The organism is Streptomyces ochraceiscleroticus (genome assembly GCF_000720485.1).
Taxonomy (GTDB): Bacteria; Actinomycetota; Actinomycetes; order Streptomycetales; family Streptomycetaceae; genus Streptomyces; species Streptomyces ochraceiscleroticus.
The window spans coordinates 21,331-36,524 of the sequence record NZ_JOAX01000033.1; the positions used below are offsets into that span (position 1 = coordinate 21,331).

Here is a 15,194-nt window from a genome sequence, read left to right on the forward strand (position 1 = left end):
CGACTCACTCCGGCAGCAGCCGATAAACAATCAGCGCCTCGTTCTCCTTATCGACCATCAACTCCGCGCCCGCAGAGGCGACTTCACCGTCGTACGCAAGATCCGTACCGGTCGCCAGCCCACCGATCCGCAGTGTCCGCAACCGCGCCTCGCTCAATACGGGCGAATGCCGCAGCGCCCCCGTCAGTGCCGCCGTGAGCAGTCGCGTGCGGGCCAGTCGGCCGCCGTGCACCATCCGTACGTCCAGCACGCCGTCCGCCAGGTCGTGCCGCCGCACCGGAGCCAACCCGAGCCCCCGGTAAGCGCAGTTGCCCACGAACAGCGTCCACAGCTCGCGCCGCCGGCCGTTGATCTCCACGGTCACCGGCTCGGCGGTGCGCAGCACTTGCCACGCGGCCAGCACCCCGGCCGGCCAGGCGCCGATCTTCCCGGCCCACTCCTCCCTGATCCGCACCAGCTCCGGATAGGCCCCGATCGAGAAGGTGTTGAGGAAGTACGTCGGCTCCTGCCCCGGCCGCGTGCGGAACCTCGCGAGGTCCACCGCGACCGCCTCACCGGTTTGCACCGCCCGGGCCGCCTCGGCCACGGTCTCCACGCCGAGGTCGTACGCGAAGTGGTTGCGCGTGCCGCCCGGCAGCACCGCGAGCGGTACGCCGTGCCGCACCGCGACCGCCGCCGCGGCGTTGATCGTGCCGTCGCCGCCCAGCACGCCGAGCGCGCCGCCGCGCTCGGCGGCCCGCTCGGCCGCGGCCTGCAGCGCCTTGTCCAGCGGCGCCGCGCCCTGGTGGCCGCACTCGGTCACCTCGGCCTGCGGCAGGACGTCATGGATGACCTGGGTCTGGTCGATATGCGAGCCGGCGCGCTGGCCCGAGCCCTGGTTGGTGACGACGAACAGCCCGTCGCCGTCCGGCAGCGCGGGCGCGTCGGCGCGCGGCCGGGCGGGCGGCGCCATCTGCGCGCGGGTCGGCGCGAAGCCGCGCACCGCGAAGGCCGCGCCCGCGCCGAGCGCGGCACCCGCCAGCACGTCGCCCGGATAGTGCACGCCGGTGTAGACACGGGAGAAGGCGACCGAGGCGGCCAGCGGCGCCAGCGCCAGTCCCCACCACTTGTTCTCGAAGGCCACGCCGGTCGCGAAGGCCGCGGCCGAGGCGGCGTGCCCGGACGGGAAGGACGTGGTGAAGGGCTGCCGGGTGAGCTGCCGTATCACCGGCACCGCGTCCAGGATCGGCCGCTCCCGGCGTACCGAGCGCTTGCCCAGCGTGTTCACCGTCAGCGACGCCACCGCCAGCGAGGCGACGCCGCGCAGCGCGGCCCGGCGTGCGGGCCGCCCGCCCAGCGCCGCCGCGCCCGCCGCCGCGCCCAGCCACAGCAGCCCGTGGTCGGCGGCGCGGCTCAGTTTGGGCAGCACCCGCTCGGCGCCGGGCCAGTGCCGGGTCGCGACCCCGTTGAACGTCCTGCGGTCCCACGTGCTCAGTACAGTGCGCATGAGCCACATGTACCCCAGCGGGACCACCACAGACGGCAACGGGCCGGCAGACGGTAACGGACCGTCTTCCGGACGGATCACCACCGACCCGGCGATCCGTCCGGCGCGGCCCGGCTGATGTCCGCCAGGGCCGAGTCGGGGTCCTGGTCCCGCGCCAGGTCACCGATGCTGACCATGCCCACCGGAGCGCCGTCCTGGACCACCGGCAGCCGCCGTACCGCGTTCCGCCGCAGCAGTGTCACCGCGGCCGAGACCGGCTCTTCCGGGCCGACCGTGACCGGTTCCGGAGTGCAGACCGCGTGGCACTGCACGCTGAACGGGTCCACTCCGTCCGCCACCGCCCGCAGCACGATGTCCCGGTCGGTCACCACGCCCACCAGCTTGCCGTCCTCCGCCACCAGGACGTCTCCGATGTCGTGCGCGCGCATGAGCTGAGCCGCCTCCACCAGCGAGGCGTCGGGGTGTACGGCGGTGACGGCCGGCGTCATGACTTCCCGTACCAACTGTGCCATTGCCTGATCGCCTTCTTCCTTCTCCTGCTCTCACGGCCGGCCTCCTGCAGGGGGAGTGCTGGCAGCAGTACCCAAGACGCCCCCGGCCATGCCCGCCGCGTGCTTCGATGGGCCGATGATCAGACCTCGTGGCGCGCGGGACCTGCCCGCGTGCGTACGCCTGCTGCGCGCGGTGCACCTGCACAGCGGATATCCGTACACCTGGCCTGCCGATCCGGCGGGCTGGCTGACTCCGGAGGGGCTGACCGGCGCCTGGGTCGCCGAGGACGCGGACGGCCGCGTCGCGGGCCATGCCGCGCTGTGCGGGGGTGAGATGAACCGGCTCTTCGTTGCGCCCGAGGCGCGCGGCCGGGGCCTGGGCGGCCGGCTGCTGCGCCACGTGACCGACGAGGCTGCGGCCGGCGGGCTGCGGCCGGTACTGGCCGTCAACGCCACCGACACCGCCGCCATCGCCCTGTACGAACGCTGGGGCTGGCGGCTCGTGCGGATCGAACGGCAGGACTGGGGCGGGCCGGAGCCGGTCACCGTGCGGCACTACGAAGCACCGCCGACCGGGCACCGGACGCGGGGCTGAAAACCGCCTCGGCCCGGTGCCGGAGCGTTCGGCGGGCGGAATCCGTACGAAGCGCGTGGTGTGCGGCGCGCGCGGGCGGTTACCTGGGCGCCGGGCACGGCCGGTCGGCGGCCCGTCCGGTCCGGGCGCGGGACCGCACGTCCCGAACTCGCTTGACCGGCAACGGGTTTACGCAGGGAGCGGCCGGGCACGCGACTAATCGTGCTTCGGACCGGAGGCACGCCCGTGGAAGACGTCTCACGCTTCGCGGGCGCGCCTGCCTGGCCGCGCTTCCACGGGATCTGACGGACTCTGAGTCGACGGATCAGGGAGCCCAGACCATGCCCATGACACCCCAGGCCGAAGAACAGCACACCGCGACAGAACGCATCCCCGAGCAGCGCGCCGCGCGTCGGCGTCCCGACCAGGCACCGAGCCGGCCGCCCGGCAAACCCGTACGCCGCAGCAAGCCGCGCAGGGTCACGTCGAGCAAGGCCCCTCCGGGCGGTGGCCGGCGGGGCCGCCACTCCCACCACGACGCCCCTGACACCGCCGCCGACTTCGAGCGGCTGTGCGCCCTCCCCGAAGGCCCCGAGCGCGACGAGCTGCGGCGCCGCGTCGTCTGCGCCTGGCTGCCCATGTCCGAGCGGCTCGCGCTGCGCTTCCGCAACCGCGGCGAGTCCGCCGAGGACCTCCAGCAGGTCGCGGCGCTCGGCCTGGTGAAGGCCGTGGACCGCTACGACCCCGAGCGCGGCTGCGCGTTCGAGAGCTTCGCCGTGCCCACCATCGTCGGCGAGGTCAAGCGGCACTTCCGCGACCACATGTGGGGGCTGCACGTACCGCGCCGGGTGCAGGAGCTGCGCAACCGCGTCCGCGCCGCGCGCCAGGAGCTGACCCGCAGCGTGGACGACCGCGGGCCCACCCCCGAGGAGATCGCCGAGCACACCGGCATGTCGCTGGAAGAGGTACTGCTCGGCAGCCAGGCGCTGGACAGCTTCACCACGCTGTCCCTGGACGCCGAGCTGCCCGGCGCCGACGACGGCTACTCGCTCGCCGACACGCTCGGCGCGCCCGAGGCCGGCTTCGACCTCGTCCTGGACCGGGAGGCGGTCAAGCCCAAGCTGCGCAATCTGCCGGAGCGCGAGCGGGAGATCCTCTACATGCGGTTCTTCTGCGACATGACCCAGAGCCGGATCGCCGACCGGCTCGGCATCTCCCAGATGCACGTCTCGCGGATCATCAGCCGGACCTGCCGCCGCCTCGCCGACCAGGTCGGCGGCCGCCAGGAGGAGTACGCCGCCTCCTGACGCCGGAATCGCCCGAACCGCCGGAACCCGGCGCCCGTGCCGCTCTCACCTGCTCTCGCGGCCGGGCGCCGCTCTCCTGGCGGAGCACTGCTCTCGTGACCGGAGTACTGATCTCGCGGCCGAGTACTGCTCTCAGGACCGGGGGTCGCGCAGCGCCAGTGCCAGGTGCCGCGACATCCGGTCCACGACCCCGGCCTCCGGGAGGCTGAACGCCTGGCGGGCCCCCGTACGGAAGAGCGTGAGCACACCCCGTACGGGGCCGCCCGCTTCCCGCAGCGGCACGCACAGCAGGGAGGTGACCGAGGTGCGTACCAGCAGGGGCGCCCCCTGCGCGTCGTGCCCGAACGCCGCCACGTCGTCGGGCCGCACCTGGAGGGCGGAGCTGCCGGTGCGGGCCACGTCCTCGGCGAGCGGACACCGCGCCGGGTCCTGCCCGGCGAGCGCCGCGGTGAGGTCCTCGCTGTCGTCCGGACCGAGGACCAGGGTGCGGCGCAGGGCCCCGGACCCGTCCGGCCCGCCCTCCTCCGCAGGCGTCATCTCATCGAGCACCAGCCAGTCGGCGAACCGGCCGCTCAGCTCCCGCAGGGCCCGCTCCACCGCGGCCGGAGGCCCGTCCGCCTTCACCGCCACACCGGCCGGCTGCCCGGAGAGCAGCGCGGTGGCCGTGTCGTCGAGAAGATCCATCAGCTCGGCGCCCTGCTTCACCTCCGCGAGGTGCGCCCGCTGCCCCTCCCCGTGGTCCCCCTGCTGTTCATCCCCCAGCCAAGTCCCGTTAATTGATGGTATTTCGTGCGAAGGGAACGCACCGCGCCCGGTGTGGAAGACCGTGAGAACGGCCGTACCCGGCTCCCCCGGCGGGCGCAGCGCCGTCATCGTCACGCGCAGCGGCTCACCGGGCCCGTCGGGCGTGCGGAGCAGCCGGACGACCATGCTGCGGTCGCCTTCGTTACGGGCCACGGCGGCGACCTGGGACCGGAAGGCCGCGCGGATCTCGGGCGCCATCGAACCGGTGAGCGGGCGCCCCGTGGCGTACCCCGCGCGCATCCCGAAAAGGATCGTCCCGGCGAAGTTCAGCCGCCGCACGACCGTGTCCGGATCCAGCAGCGCGACCACGCAGGGCGTCCGCTGGAACAGCGCCCGCAGCAGCTGCTGCTCCTCCGTCCCCGCCCGCGAGCCGTTGCTGCGGCCGGCCGCGGCCAGCCCCTCGTACCGCGGCAGCAGTACGTCGACGACGTGCTGCAGCTCGAAAAGGGCAGCGTCCAGCATCGGCTGCTGCTCCTGTGACGGCAGCGCCCGCGCGCTCCGCAACTCCTCCACCCGCTTGCGGAAATCCGTCAGATCCCCGCCCGCTGACTGCTCTACCCCGGCCATGCCCACACCGTATCCGGACCGACCGGTACCGGCCCCGCCCGGAACCCATCACGTCCGGAAGAGCCCCATGACGTCCGGAATGAACGGAGATTGCGGACGCGGAGCGCGAGGCGCGGGCAGGGCGCGGAGACGCGGGCGCGCGCCGGTACAGACGTACGCGCCGGGGCGGCAGGGACGTCCGGGCCGGGCCCCGGAAACCGGCTCCCGAACGACGGGATACCGGCGTTTTCCGCGCCCGCCCGCCGGGCATCCGACTCCCTACGGGCCGGGCCTCCGACATATGCGGGCCGGCCGCGGCGGGTGCCTCCACCGCACTGCCGCCCCGCCGGCCCGGGGCACCGACCGAGGACCGACAAGGACCGAGGGACTGACAAGCAATGGCGACCCACACCATCTGCCCGGTGGACGAATCCGGCGACGCACGGGGTTCGTCCGCCCGGAGCCTGGTGAACCTCGCGGACGTGGCCGCGCGGTGCACCCCGGAGAGCTGCGGCGCCACCGCCACCGTGACCACCGGCGAAGCGGCCGCCGACCCGCCCGCCGCCGTCACCCATCCCGACCTGACCTCGCTGGTCAGCGTCCAGTGGGAGTCCGGCGAAGGGCCCATCCAGACCGCCCTCGCCTCCGGACGCCCCGTCACCTCCGACGACCTGCTGCACGACGACCGGTGGCCCGCTTACCGCACCGAGGCGCTGGAGGCCGGCGTACGCTCCAGTACCACGCTGCCGTACCTGCGCGACGGACTGGCGGTCACCGTCACCGTCTACAGCTTCCGCCCCGGACTCACCGCGGACCCCGGCGACTGCGCGGCCGCCGCGCTCGGCGACCTCGCCGCCACGGGCCTGGCCCGCGACCGGAACTACCGCCGGGCGCTGGCGGAGGTCGGCCGGCTGGACGCCGCGCTCCGCTCCCGCCCGATCGTCGACCAGGCGTGCGGAATCATGATGTACGTGCTGCGCTGCGACGCCGACGAGGCGTTCGGCATGCTGCGCCGGCTCTCCCAGCGCACCAACCGCAAGCTCCACGACCTCGCCGCCGCCGTCGTCGAGACCCGCGGCCGCGGCCTGGAGCGGGAGCTGCGCGGGCTGCGCGAGGAGAACGGCGCGCGCGGACGGGAGGCCCGCGGCGCCCAGCGGTGACGTGTCGTCCCGCGCCGCACCTCCGTGATCTGCAAGGGTGGTCGGGGCCCGTCGCCGCGTGGGCCCCGACCGTCTGCCGTGGACAGTGGAGGTACGGATGCAGCCGAGCGCCCTGGAGCCGCACCCGGATCCGGACCCGCCCATGGGCCTGCCCATCCTCCCGGAGCTGGCTGCGCACCTCGCCGCCGCGGCCGACCGCACCGACCCCGAACCGCCCGGCGGCTCCCTCTCCCTGCGCGCCGCCGCCTGCGGCTACTTCGAACGCCGCGGCCTGGGGACCGCCGCCGAACGCGTGCTGGCCGGGCCCGGCGCGCCCGCCCTGCTGCTCGCGCTGCTCGCCGCGACCGGCGGCGACGTCGTCCTGCCCCGCCCGTGCGCCGCGTGGTACGCCCCGCAGGCCCGGCTGCTGGGCCGCGCCGTGCACCCGGCGCCGGTACCGGCCGAGTCCGGGGGAGTGCCGGACCCCTTCACGCTCCTGGAGACCGTGCACCGCGCCCGGGACAGCGGCGGCGACCCACGGGTACTGCTGGTGTCCGTCGCCGACGACCCCACCGGCACCTGCCCGCCGCCCGAGCAGGTGCACGAGGTGTGCGAGGTGGCGGCCGACGAGGGGCTGTGGATCATCAGCGACGAGACCCGCCGCGACCTGCTGCACGACCCGCACGACACCGTGGTGCTCAGCCCCGCCGAAATGCTGCCCGGCAGCGTCGTCGTCCTCGCCGACCTGCGGGCCACGCTCGTACCGGCCTCCTGGCCCGCCGCGCTCGCCCGCTTCCCCGCCACCGACCCCGGCGAGGTACTGCGCGCCGCCGCGCTCGACGCGCTGACCGGCCTCGCCACCCCGCTGCCCGGCCCGCTCGCCGCCGCCGTCGGCCACGCGCTGGGCGAGCCCGCCACCGTACGGGAGCGGACCGCCGCCGCGGCGCGGCTGCACGGCCTGCTCGCCGCCGGGCTGCACCACACGCTCACCGCCGCCGGTGCGCTCTGCCGTCCGCCGCACGCCGGCAGCCATCTTTACGCCGACCTCGAAGCGCTCCGCCCCGCCTTCGCCGCCCGCGGCGTCACGGGACCGGCCGCGCTGGAACGGGCACTGGCCCGCTGGGCGGCCCGCGGCGGCCACCGCTTCGGCGACGACCCCAAGGCGCTGCGCGTCCGCCTGAGCACGGAGGCGCTCTTCGACGCGGACCCGGATCGCCGCAGACGCCTGCTGGCCGCCCCCGACCCGCTCGTCATCCCGGCGGTGGCGGAGGAACTCCGGGCGCTGGGAGAGGCGTTGGGGAGAGAAGCGGGGAGTACGGCGGGGGAGTGACGGGCCGTCAGGTCGGCCGGGTGGACGCGCTGGACCGCGTCAGGCCGAGTGGTCGTGCGGGCGGCGGATGCGGCGCCAGGCCGCCGGGGCCGCGCTGAGCAGGACCGTCAGGCCGACCGCCGCGGCCACGCCCTGCCACGGCTCGCTGAAGAGCGAGCCGCCCAGTATGCCGATGAGCTGGTACGTCGCCGCCCACGCCAGACAGGCCGGCAGGTCACCGCGGGCGAACCACCGGACCGGCAGCTTCGCCAGCAGACACGCCAGCATGATCGGGATGCGCCCGGCCGGCACCAGCCGGGACAGCACGAGCACCTGTACTCCGTGCTCGTCCAGCCGCGTCCGGGCCTGCGCCAGCCGCTCCGGCGCCGACCGCTCGCGCAGCCGCTCCAGCCACCGCGAGCCGTTCTTGGACCGCACCCCGCGCGCGCCCAGCCAGTACAGCCCCAGGTCACCGAGGAACGCGGCGGCCGACGCCACGAGGAAGACCAGCAGCAGCGAGAACGGCGCGGTGTGGTGGAACGCCACGGCCGCCGCCGAACTGACCAGCGCCCCGGTCGGCACGACCGGCACCAGCGAGCCGAGCACCACCAGGACGAAGAGCGACGGATAACCGGCCGCCTGCTGTGTGGACTCCGGCGGGACCACGGCAGCCAGCGCGAGGGCCGGCGTCCAGGAAGCGCTCACCGGCCCGCCGCCAGACGCACTGAGGCGCCGTGCTCCAGCCGGTGCACGGTCACCTCGGGCGCCACCAGCGCCGACTGCCGTACGAACTCCTGCCCCGGCGCGTGGAATTCGTGCGGCCGCACGGCGTCCATGCCGATCGGCCAGTACGTGCCGTAGTGCACCGGCACCGCGTCGCGCGGCGCGAGCCGGGCCGCCGCCTCTGCCGCGCGGCGCGCATCCAGATGTCCGTGGCCGAGGAACGGGCCCCAGCCGCCCACCGGCAGCAGCGCCACGTCGCACGCCCCGACCTCGTCCGCCATCTCGTCGAACAGCCCGGTGTCACCCGCGAAGTACGTCGTCGCCGCGCCCCGCATCACATAGCCGAGCGCCGGCACGCGGTGCGGCCCGTACGGCAGCCGCCGCCCGTCGTGCGCCGCGCGCACCGCCCGTACGGTGACCGCGCCGACCTCGGTCTTGTCACCGGCACTGAGCTCCGTCACCGGCAGGTCGTGGGCGGCCGCGGTACGGCGCAGTCCGGGCAGTGCGGCGGGCGCGCCGCGCGGCACGATCAGCCGGGTACCGGGCGCGAGACGCGCGAGCGAAGGCAGGTGGAGGTGGTCGGCGTGCAGATGCGAGATCAGTACCGCGTCTGCCACGGTGGCGCGGCCGTCAGGGACGGCCCCGCGCCGTCGCCGCAGGTGTGCCAGGCGCCGGACAAACAGCGGGTCGGTCAGCAGCCGGGTCCCGGAGTCCTCGACCGTCGCGGTGGCATGTCCCCACCACGTGATCTCCACCGACACCGCTGACCTCCATACGCCGCGTACGCTCCGCCTTTCGAGCCTACGCCCGAGCCGCGAAGGCTATGAACGCGGCAAACGCGTCCGGCCGCACGTCGAGGGTGGGGCCTTCGGGGGCCTTGGAGTCGCGGATGTGGACGAGGGTGGGGGTGGGAGCCACGGCAACCTCGACGCACTGGCCGCCGGTGGAATCGCTGTAGCTGCTCTTGAACCACGTCAGGTCGCTCATAGCTCATCCCTCAACTGCTCGATCAGCTTTACGGAGTCCTCCGGCCGGAGGGCCTGGCGTCCGATCATGGCATAGCGGCGCGCCAGCACTCCGACCTCTTCCGGTCGGGAAACCAGAGTGCTCTGCCCTTCCACTTCCGTGTAGACCAGGGTCGTCAGTTCCGCTGTTTCGATGACCGTCATGGGACCCGGCAGGCCAGCGTGCTCCCCCCTGTCCATCGGCATGACCTGCAGTACGACGTTGGGGCGTTCTGCGCACTCGAGGAGATGCTCGTACTGGTGGAGCATCACCTCACGCCCGCCGATCTGCCGCCTCAGCGCGCCCTCCTCGTGAATGCTGGTGATGCAGCACACCGGCTTGCGGTCGAAGAGGGCCTTGCGCTCCATTCGGGCAGCGGTGAGTTCTTCGATCTCCTCCCTGTCCAGCGGCGGGAAGGCGCATCCGAACAGAGCCCGTGCGTACCCCTCGGTCTGCAGCAGGCCGTCGATCAGTTGGGTGCAGTACGTGGACACGCTCAGCGCCGTCTGCTCCAACTGCACGAACCCCCGGAAGTGCTCCGGATACCGCTCCAATCTCACGTACTTCGCCGCGGCGGCGATCACCCCGCCCGCCTCCAGCGCCCCCTCCGCGCTCTCCAGGAACTCATCCGTCGCCGGCTTCGCGCACGTCTCCACCGCGCTCACCGCCGCGCCCGTGTAGTTCATCAGCGAGCCCAGCTCCGTCTGCGACAGGCCGCGGGCCGTGCGCAGGAGGCGCAGTACCTCCGCCAAGTACTGCTGTGCCGGGCTCAGGGCCTTCTTCTTCGGCTGCGTCATTGCAGCCCCCCTCAACGTGGTTCAACGGTCGGTCAACGGTCCACGTGCAACCACTACCGAGCGTAGCCATCACCACTGACAGTGGACCCATGAACGCAGAAAGTCATCTCTGGTGTGCGCGGTTCACTTCCGTTCCCCAGGCCGTGGGCCGGGCCCGGCGGGCCGTCCGCGCGGCGCTGCTCGCGCACGGCATCGCGTCGGACACCGCCGACACCGTCGTGCTCGTCGTGTCCGAACTCGCCGCGAACGCGGTCCGGCACGGCCGCGTCCCCGGGCGGCTCTTCGAGGTCCGCATCGACCTGGGAGGAGAGGGCGAGGACAAGGAGATCACCGTGGAGGTGTCGGACGCGGGCGACGCCCGGCCCGCGCTTCGGGGGCCCACCGAGGATGCGGAAAGCAGCCGCGGGCTCGTGCTCGTTACGGCGCTGGCCACCGCCTGGGGCGTGCGGGACCGCCAGATCGGCAAGACCGTGTGGGCGCGGGTCAGCCGCTAGCGCAGCCCGGCGCGTCGATGACGTACACCCGGACCGTGCGCCCGCACGTAGGGTCCACCGTCTCCCGGTCCAGCCGCATACCCAGCTTGCGCATGATCCGTTCGGAGGCGTCGTTGCCGCGCTGCGCGATGCTGATGATCCGCTCCAGGCCGCGCTCGCGGAACCCGTAGTCCAGCGCGGCCCGCGCCGCCTCCGTGGCGATGCCCCGCCCCCAGTACGGCCGGCCCAGCCGCCAGCCGATCTCCACGGCGGGCAGTACCTCCGGCAGGAAGTGCGGCACGGACAGTCCGACGAACCCGGCCAGCTCCCCCGAGGCGCGCAGCTCCACCGCGAACAGTCCGAAGCCCTCGATGTCCCACTCCTGTTCCCAGGAGGAAATGCCGGAGGCGGTCTGCGTCAGGCTGCGCGTCGCGCCGCTCCCGATCCAGCGCATCACTTCGGGATCGGCGTTCACGGCTGCCATCGGTTGCAGGTCCCCGGGGAGCCAGCGGCGCATTATGAGCCGCTGCGTGTGCAAAGTGATCACGCTTCATCCTGCCAAATCCGGCGAGCGGGCCACCGCGCGGGAAGCTGTTTCCCGCCGACCGCTTCCTCTGCCACTGCCCTTGCCGTGTCGTGGTTATCCACAGGGGTCCGGACGGTCCCGGCCCGTGTGGCACGCTGAAGCGCGGACCGGTGACACGTACCGGACATGTCGCAGGAAAGGTGAGTGCGGAGTGCGGCGACCCCGATGGCGGAGCGCGGGCGGTGCCCTGCTGCGAGTGATCGCGGTCTGGGCGGTCTCGACCGTCGCCATGCTCGTGCTGGCCGGTGCGCTGCCCGACTTCCGGCTGCAGTCGGCGGACGGTGACAGCGCCACCCAGGTCGCGGTGGCAGCGGCGCTCGGCGCCGGCGCCTTCGGCCTGCTCGGCGCCCTCGTATGGCCGCTGCTCGTACGGACCCTGCTGCTGGTGCCCGCGCTCGTGCTCGGCCTGCTGGTCTTCGCGCTCAACGGCTCGCTGCTGCTGGTCGCACTCTGGCTGATCCCCGACGGGCGCGGCGCGGCCTCCCCGGAGACGGCCGTGGTGGTCGCCGCCGTGATGTCGGCGGTGTCCTCCGCCACCGGTGCGGCACTGGCCGTCGGGGACGACGACGCGTACCGCAGGCGGCTGGCCCGGCTGGCCCTCCGGCGACGCACCTCCGTGGTGCAGGACCCGGCGGGCGCCCCGCCCGGCACGGTCTTCCTCCAGCTCGACGGCGTCGGGCACGACGTGCTCGTGGAGGCGCTGGCGGGCCCCGATCCGCTCATGCCCACCGTCGCGGGCTGGGCCGGCAGTACCCACACGCTCACCCCCTGGCGCACCGACTGGTCCAGCCAGACCGGCGCCAGCCAGCTCGGCATCCTGCACGGCACCAACCACGACCTGCCCGCCTTCCGCTGGTACGAGAAGGAGACCGGCGAGGTCATCGTCAGCAACCGCCCGACCAGCGCCGCCGAGCTGCAGCGCCGCGCGATGGCCAGGACCGGCAGCGGCGGCCTGCTCTCCGTGGACGGCGCGAGCCGCGGCAACCTCTTCAGCGGTGGCGCGGCGCAGCTCGCGCTGGTGCTCTCGGTGGCCGCCCGGCGCGGTCGGCACAACCGCTCCCGGGCCGGGTACTTCGCGTACTTCTCCGACCCGGCGAACGCCACCCGCACCGCCGCCTCCTTCGTGGTGGAGGTGTGCCGGGAGATAGGGCAGTCGCTGCGGGCGCGTTTCCGGGAGGACGGGCCGCGGGTGAAGCGCGGCGGGCTGTATCCCTTCGTGCGGGCGTTCGCGACGGTCGTCGAGCGGGACGTGGTGGTCGCCGCGGTGATCGGCGACATGCTGGTCGGCCGGACCGCGATCTACGCCGATCTGGTCGCGTACGACGAGGTCGCGCACCACTCCGGTCCGGAGAGCCGGGACGCGCGGCTGGTGCTGCGGCGGCTGGACCGTTCGCTCGCGCTGATCGCGAAGATCGCCCCGCACGCCCCGCGCCCGTACCGCATCGTGCTCCTCTCCGACCATGGGCAGAGCCCGGGCGAGACGTTCGCCGGGCGGTACGGGCTGACGCTGGAGGACCTGGTGCGGGCCAGCTGCGGGCTGCCGGTGTCCCGGCGGGCGCGGCGCAGCCCCACGGGTGCCGAGGCCAGGAACACCGCGCGGGCCGCGCTGCGCCGCCCCGAGGAGGAGCCGGAGGAGACCACGCGGCGGGCCCGCCGGGCCGCCGAGCCGATCGTGCTGGCCTCCGGGAACCTCGGCCTGGTGTCGCTGCCCTCCATACCGGGCCGGGCGACGCGCGAGCAGATCGACCGTCGCAATCCGGCGCTGCTGAGCACCCTCGCCGAGCATCCGGGCATCGGCTTCGTGCTCGTACGGTCCGAGGAGCACGGCGCGGTCGTGCTCGGGCCGCGCGGGGGCGCGCACCACCTCGACACCGGACGGATCGTCGGCGAGGACCCGCTGGCGCCGTTCGGGCCGGGCGCGGCGGACGCGGTCCGCCGTACCGACGGCTTCCCGCACGTCGCCGACATCATGATCAATTCCTTCTGCGACCCGGAGACGGGCGAGGTGCACGCCTTCGAGGAGCAGATCGGCTCGCACGGGGGCCTCGGCGGTCAGCAGTCCCGGCCGTTCCTGCTGTGGCCGGAAGAGCTCACGCCGCCGGTGGGGGAGGGCGCGGAGCTGGTCGGCGCCGAACACGTCCACCGGGTGTTCCGCCGCTGGCTGGGAGAGGGCGGGGGCCCGGCGGTACCGGTGGGCGACGAGGCCGGGCCCAGTACGGACGAAGCGCCGGCCACCGGCGAGGCCCGGCCCAGTACGGACGAAGCGCCGGCCACCGGTGAGATACGGCCCGGTGTGGACGAAATCCGGCCGCCGGGGGCCGCTCCCGAAGCTTTTTCGCCCGGCGACGGCGCCACGCAGGAGGAACAGCGCTGATTTGGAGGCGGCCTCCGAGGTCCCGGACCATGGTGGGGCGCCCGCAGCCACCCGGCCGGGCGCGGCGCGTGCCGGGAGCCTGACACAGGCCCGGCGCGCAGGGCGTCCGGCGACCTCGGACGCGGAGCACAAGCGCTCGGACGCAGAGCACAAGAGAGAGCCACCACTCGCCATGCACGACCGGCACACCCGCCGCTTCGGTCTGGGGACCGCAACCGCCCTGGTGATGGGTAACATCATCGGCGGCGGGATCTTCCTGCTCCCCGCCTCGGTCGCCCCCTACGGCACCGTCAGCCTCGTCGCCTTCGGCGTCCTGACCCTCGGCGCCCTCGCGCTCGCCCTGGTCTTCGGCCGCCTCGCCGGTCGCCATCCGGACACCGGAGGCCCCTACGTCTACGCGCGCGAGGCGTTCGGCGACTTCGCCGGCTTCCTCTCCGCCTGGTCGTACTGGACGATGACCTGGGTCAGCAACGCGGCCCTCGCCGTCGCCGCCGTCGGCTACGTCCACGTGCTCCTCCCCGGCCACGCCTCCAAGGGCATGGACCTGGCCGTCGCGCTGATCGCCCTCTGGCTCCCGGCGATCTCGAACTTCGCCGGCACCCGCTACGTCGGCGCCGTGCAGCTCGTCTCCACCGTCCTGAAGTTCCTGCCGCTCCTCTTCATCGCGGTCGCCGGGCTCTTCTTCTTCGACGCGGACAACCTCGGCTCCTTCCACGAAGGCGGTGGCAGCGCGCTCGGCGGCATGTCGGCCGCCGCCGCGATCCTGCTCTACAGCTACGTCGGCGTGGAGTCCGCCGCGATGAGCGCGGGCGAGGTGCGCAATCCGCAGCGCAACGTCGGCCGGGCCACCGTCCTCGGCGTCCTCGGCGCCGCCGTGGTCTACCTCCTCGGCACGGTCTCGGTCTTCGGCACCGTCCCGCACGACAAGCTGGTGGACTCCCAGGCCCCGTTCTCCGACGCGATGAACGCGATGTTCGGCGGCACCTGGGGCGGCACGCTGATCGCCGCGGCCGCCGTGATCTCCATCGTCGGCGCGCTGAACGGCTGGACGCTGATGAGTGCCCAGTCCCCGTACGCCGCGGCCAAGGACGGCCTCTTCCCGGCCGCGTTCCAGAAGAAGCGGCGCGGCGTGCCGACCTTCGGCGTACTGGCCTCGACCGTCCTCGCCACCGCGCTGACCGTGATCAACTACGTCTCCGGCGCCGGCGGCGTCTTCGAGATCCTGGTCCTCATCACCACGTTCTCGGCCACCGTGCCCTACCTCCTCGCCGCCGGCGCGCAGGTGTACTTCCTGCTCACCGGGCGCCGCGACGAGGTGCGCCCCGGCCGCTTCGCCCGCGACCTGGTCCTCGCGCTGGCCGCCTTCGGCTTCACCTTCTGGCTGGTGGCGGGCGCCGGATACGCGGCGATCTACCAGGGCGTCCTGTTCCTCTTCGCGGGCATCCTCGTGTACGCGTGGATGCGTGCCCGCCGGACGGTACGCGAGCGCGAGGCGGCCGAGGGCCTGGCAACGGCCGACGCCCCCGCAGCGGCCGAGGACTCGCCGAAGGGGATACTGGCGCCCTGACCGCGCCTCACCG

15 protein-coding genes are annotated in these 15,194 nt (G+C 73.8%); 7 read left to right on the forward strand and 8 right to left on the reverse strand.

Annotated elements, in window-relative coordinates:
- Positions 1–4: 4 nt before the first annotated feature.
- Together IG84_RS0131955 and IG84_RS0131960 are read right to left on the reverse strand one after the other, a co-directional pair.
- Complete coding sequence (locus IG84_RS0131955) at positions 5–1,486, reverse strand: bifunctional phosphatase PAP2/diacylglycerol kinase family protein (RefSeq protein WP_031064973.1); 1,482 nt, start codon at positions 1,484–1,486, stop codon at positions 5–7.
- Positions 1,487–1,563: 77 nt separating this feature from the next.
- Positions 1,564–1,998 (reverse strand): CBS domain-containing protein, encoded by a 435-nt coding sequence (locus tag IG84_RS0131960; protein WP_031064975.1) that lies wholly within the window; start codon positions 1,996–1,998, stop codon positions 1,564–1,566.
- 115 nt (positions 1,999–2,113) lie between these two features.
- Between IG84_RS0131960 and IG84_RS0131965 the strand changes: the two genes are divergently transcribed.
- Both IG84_RS0131965 and IG84_RS0131970 read left to right on the forward strand, forming a co-directional pair.
- Positions 2,114–2,572 carry a GNAT family N-acetyltransferase gene (locus IG84_RS0131965; RefSeq protein WP_051862704.1) on the forward strand — a complete coding sequence of 153 codons (459 nt, stop codon included), beginning with the start codon at positions 2,114–2,116 and terminating at the stop codon, positions 2,570–2,572.
- A gap of 320 nt (positions 2,573–2,892) precedes the next feature.
- On the forward strand, positions 2,893–3,858 hold the full coding sequence (locus IG84_RS0131970; RefSeq protein ID WP_245659679.1) for a SigB/SigF/SigG family RNA polymerase sigma factor: 966 nt from the start codon (positions 2,893–2,895) through the stop codon (positions 3,856–3,858).
- 132 nt (positions 3,859–3,990) lie between these two features.
- Here the strand turns inward: IG84_RS0131970 and IG84_RS0131975 are convergent, their stop codons facing one another.
- Entirely contained in the window at positions 3,991–5,229 is a 1,239-nt protein-coding gene (locus IG84_RS0131975) for a PAS domain-containing protein (protein WP_031064985.1), read from the reverse strand.
- 377 nt (positions 5,230–5,606) lie between these two features.
- On the opposite strand from IG84_RS0131975, the gene IG84_RS0131980 reads away from it, so the two are divergent.
- Together IG84_RS0131980 and IG84_RS0131985 are read left to right on the forward strand one after the other, a co-directional pair.
- Complete coding sequence (locus IG84_RS0131980; RefSeq protein ID WP_051862695.1) at positions 5,607–6,368, forward strand: GAF and ANTAR domain-containing protein; 762 nt, start codon at positions 5,607–5,609, stop codon at positions 6,366–6,368.
- Positions 6,369–6,465: 97 nt separating this feature from the next.
- On the forward strand, positions 6,466–7,677 hold the full coding sequence (locus IG84_RS0131985; RefSeq protein ID WP_031064991.1) for an aminotransferase class I/II-fold pyridoxal phosphate-dependent enzyme: 1,212 nt from the start codon (positions 6,466–6,468) through the stop codon (positions 7,675–7,677).
- Between the two features lie 39 nt (positions 7,678–7,716).
- Here IG84_RS0131985 and IG84_RS0131990 read toward each other — a convergent pair whose 3' ends face one another.
- Genes IG84_RS0131990 through IG84_RS0132005 form a run of 4 tightly spaced genes read right to left on the reverse strand, consistent with a single transcriptional unit; the run spans position 7,717 to position 10,181 of the window.
- Complete coding sequence (locus tag IG84_RS0131990; protein WP_078649640.1) at positions 7,717–8,361, reverse strand: DedA family protein; 645 nt, start codon at positions 8,359–8,361, stop codon at positions 7,717–7,719.
- Positions 8,358–9,140: an MBL fold metallo-hydrolase gene (locus IG84_RS0131995; protein ID WP_031065000.1), complete on the reverse strand. Its 783-nt coding sequence runs from the start codon at positions 9,138–9,140 to the stop codon at positions 8,358–8,360. Before IG84_RS0131995 ends, IG84_RS0131990 begins: the two co-directional genes overlap by 4 nt.
- Before the next feature lie 40 nt (positions 9,141–9,180).
- Positions 9,181–9,366, reverse strand: a complete 186-nt coding sequence (locus IG84_RS0132000; RefSeq protein ID WP_031065005.1) for a DUF397 domain-containing protein — start codon at positions 9,364–9,366, stop codon at positions 9,181–9,183.
- Entirely contained in the window at positions 9,363–10,181 is an 819-nt protein-coding gene (locus IG84_RS0132005; RefSeq protein ID WP_031065008.1) for a helix-turn-helix domain-containing protein, read from the reverse strand. Before IG84_RS0132005 ends, IG84_RS0132000 begins: the two co-directional genes overlap by 4 nt.
- A gap of 89 nt (positions 10,182–10,270) precedes the next feature.
- On the opposite strand from IG84_RS0132005, the gene IG84_RS0132010 reads away from it, so the two are divergent.
- On the forward strand, positions 10,271–10,675 hold the full coding sequence (locus IG84_RS0132010; RefSeq protein WP_031065010.1) for an ATP-binding protein: 405 nt from the start codon (positions 10,271–10,273) through the stop codon (positions 10,673–10,675).
- On the opposite strand, the gene IG84_RS0132015 is transcribed toward IG84_RS0132010, so the two are convergent.
- Positions 10,665–11,201 carry a GNAT family N-acetyltransferase gene (locus tag IG84_RS0132015; RefSeq protein ID WP_169749914.1) on the reverse strand — a complete coding sequence of 179 codons (537 nt, stop codon included), beginning with the start codon at positions 11,199–11,201 and terminating at the stop codon, positions 10,665–10,667. The genes IG84_RS0132010 and IG84_RS0132015 overlap by 11 nt on opposite strands.
- 190 nt (positions 11,202–11,391) lie before the next feature.
- Between IG84_RS0132015 and IG84_RS0132020 the strand changes: the two genes are divergently transcribed.
- Together IG84_RS0132020 and IG84_RS0132025 are read left to right on the forward strand one after the other, a co-directional pair.
- Complete coding sequence (locus IG84_RS0132020; protein WP_245659680.1) at positions 11,392–13,614, forward strand: phage holin family protein; 2,223 nt, start codon at positions 11,392–11,394, stop codon at positions 13,612–13,614.
- Positions 13,615–13,786: 172 nt separating this feature from the next.
- Complete coding sequence (locus tag IG84_RS0132025) at positions 13,787–15,181, forward strand: amino acid permease (RefSeq protein WP_031065018.1); 1,395 nt, start codon at positions 13,787–13,789, stop codon at positions 15,179–15,181.
- Positions 15,182–15,194: the final 13 nt, after the last annotated feature.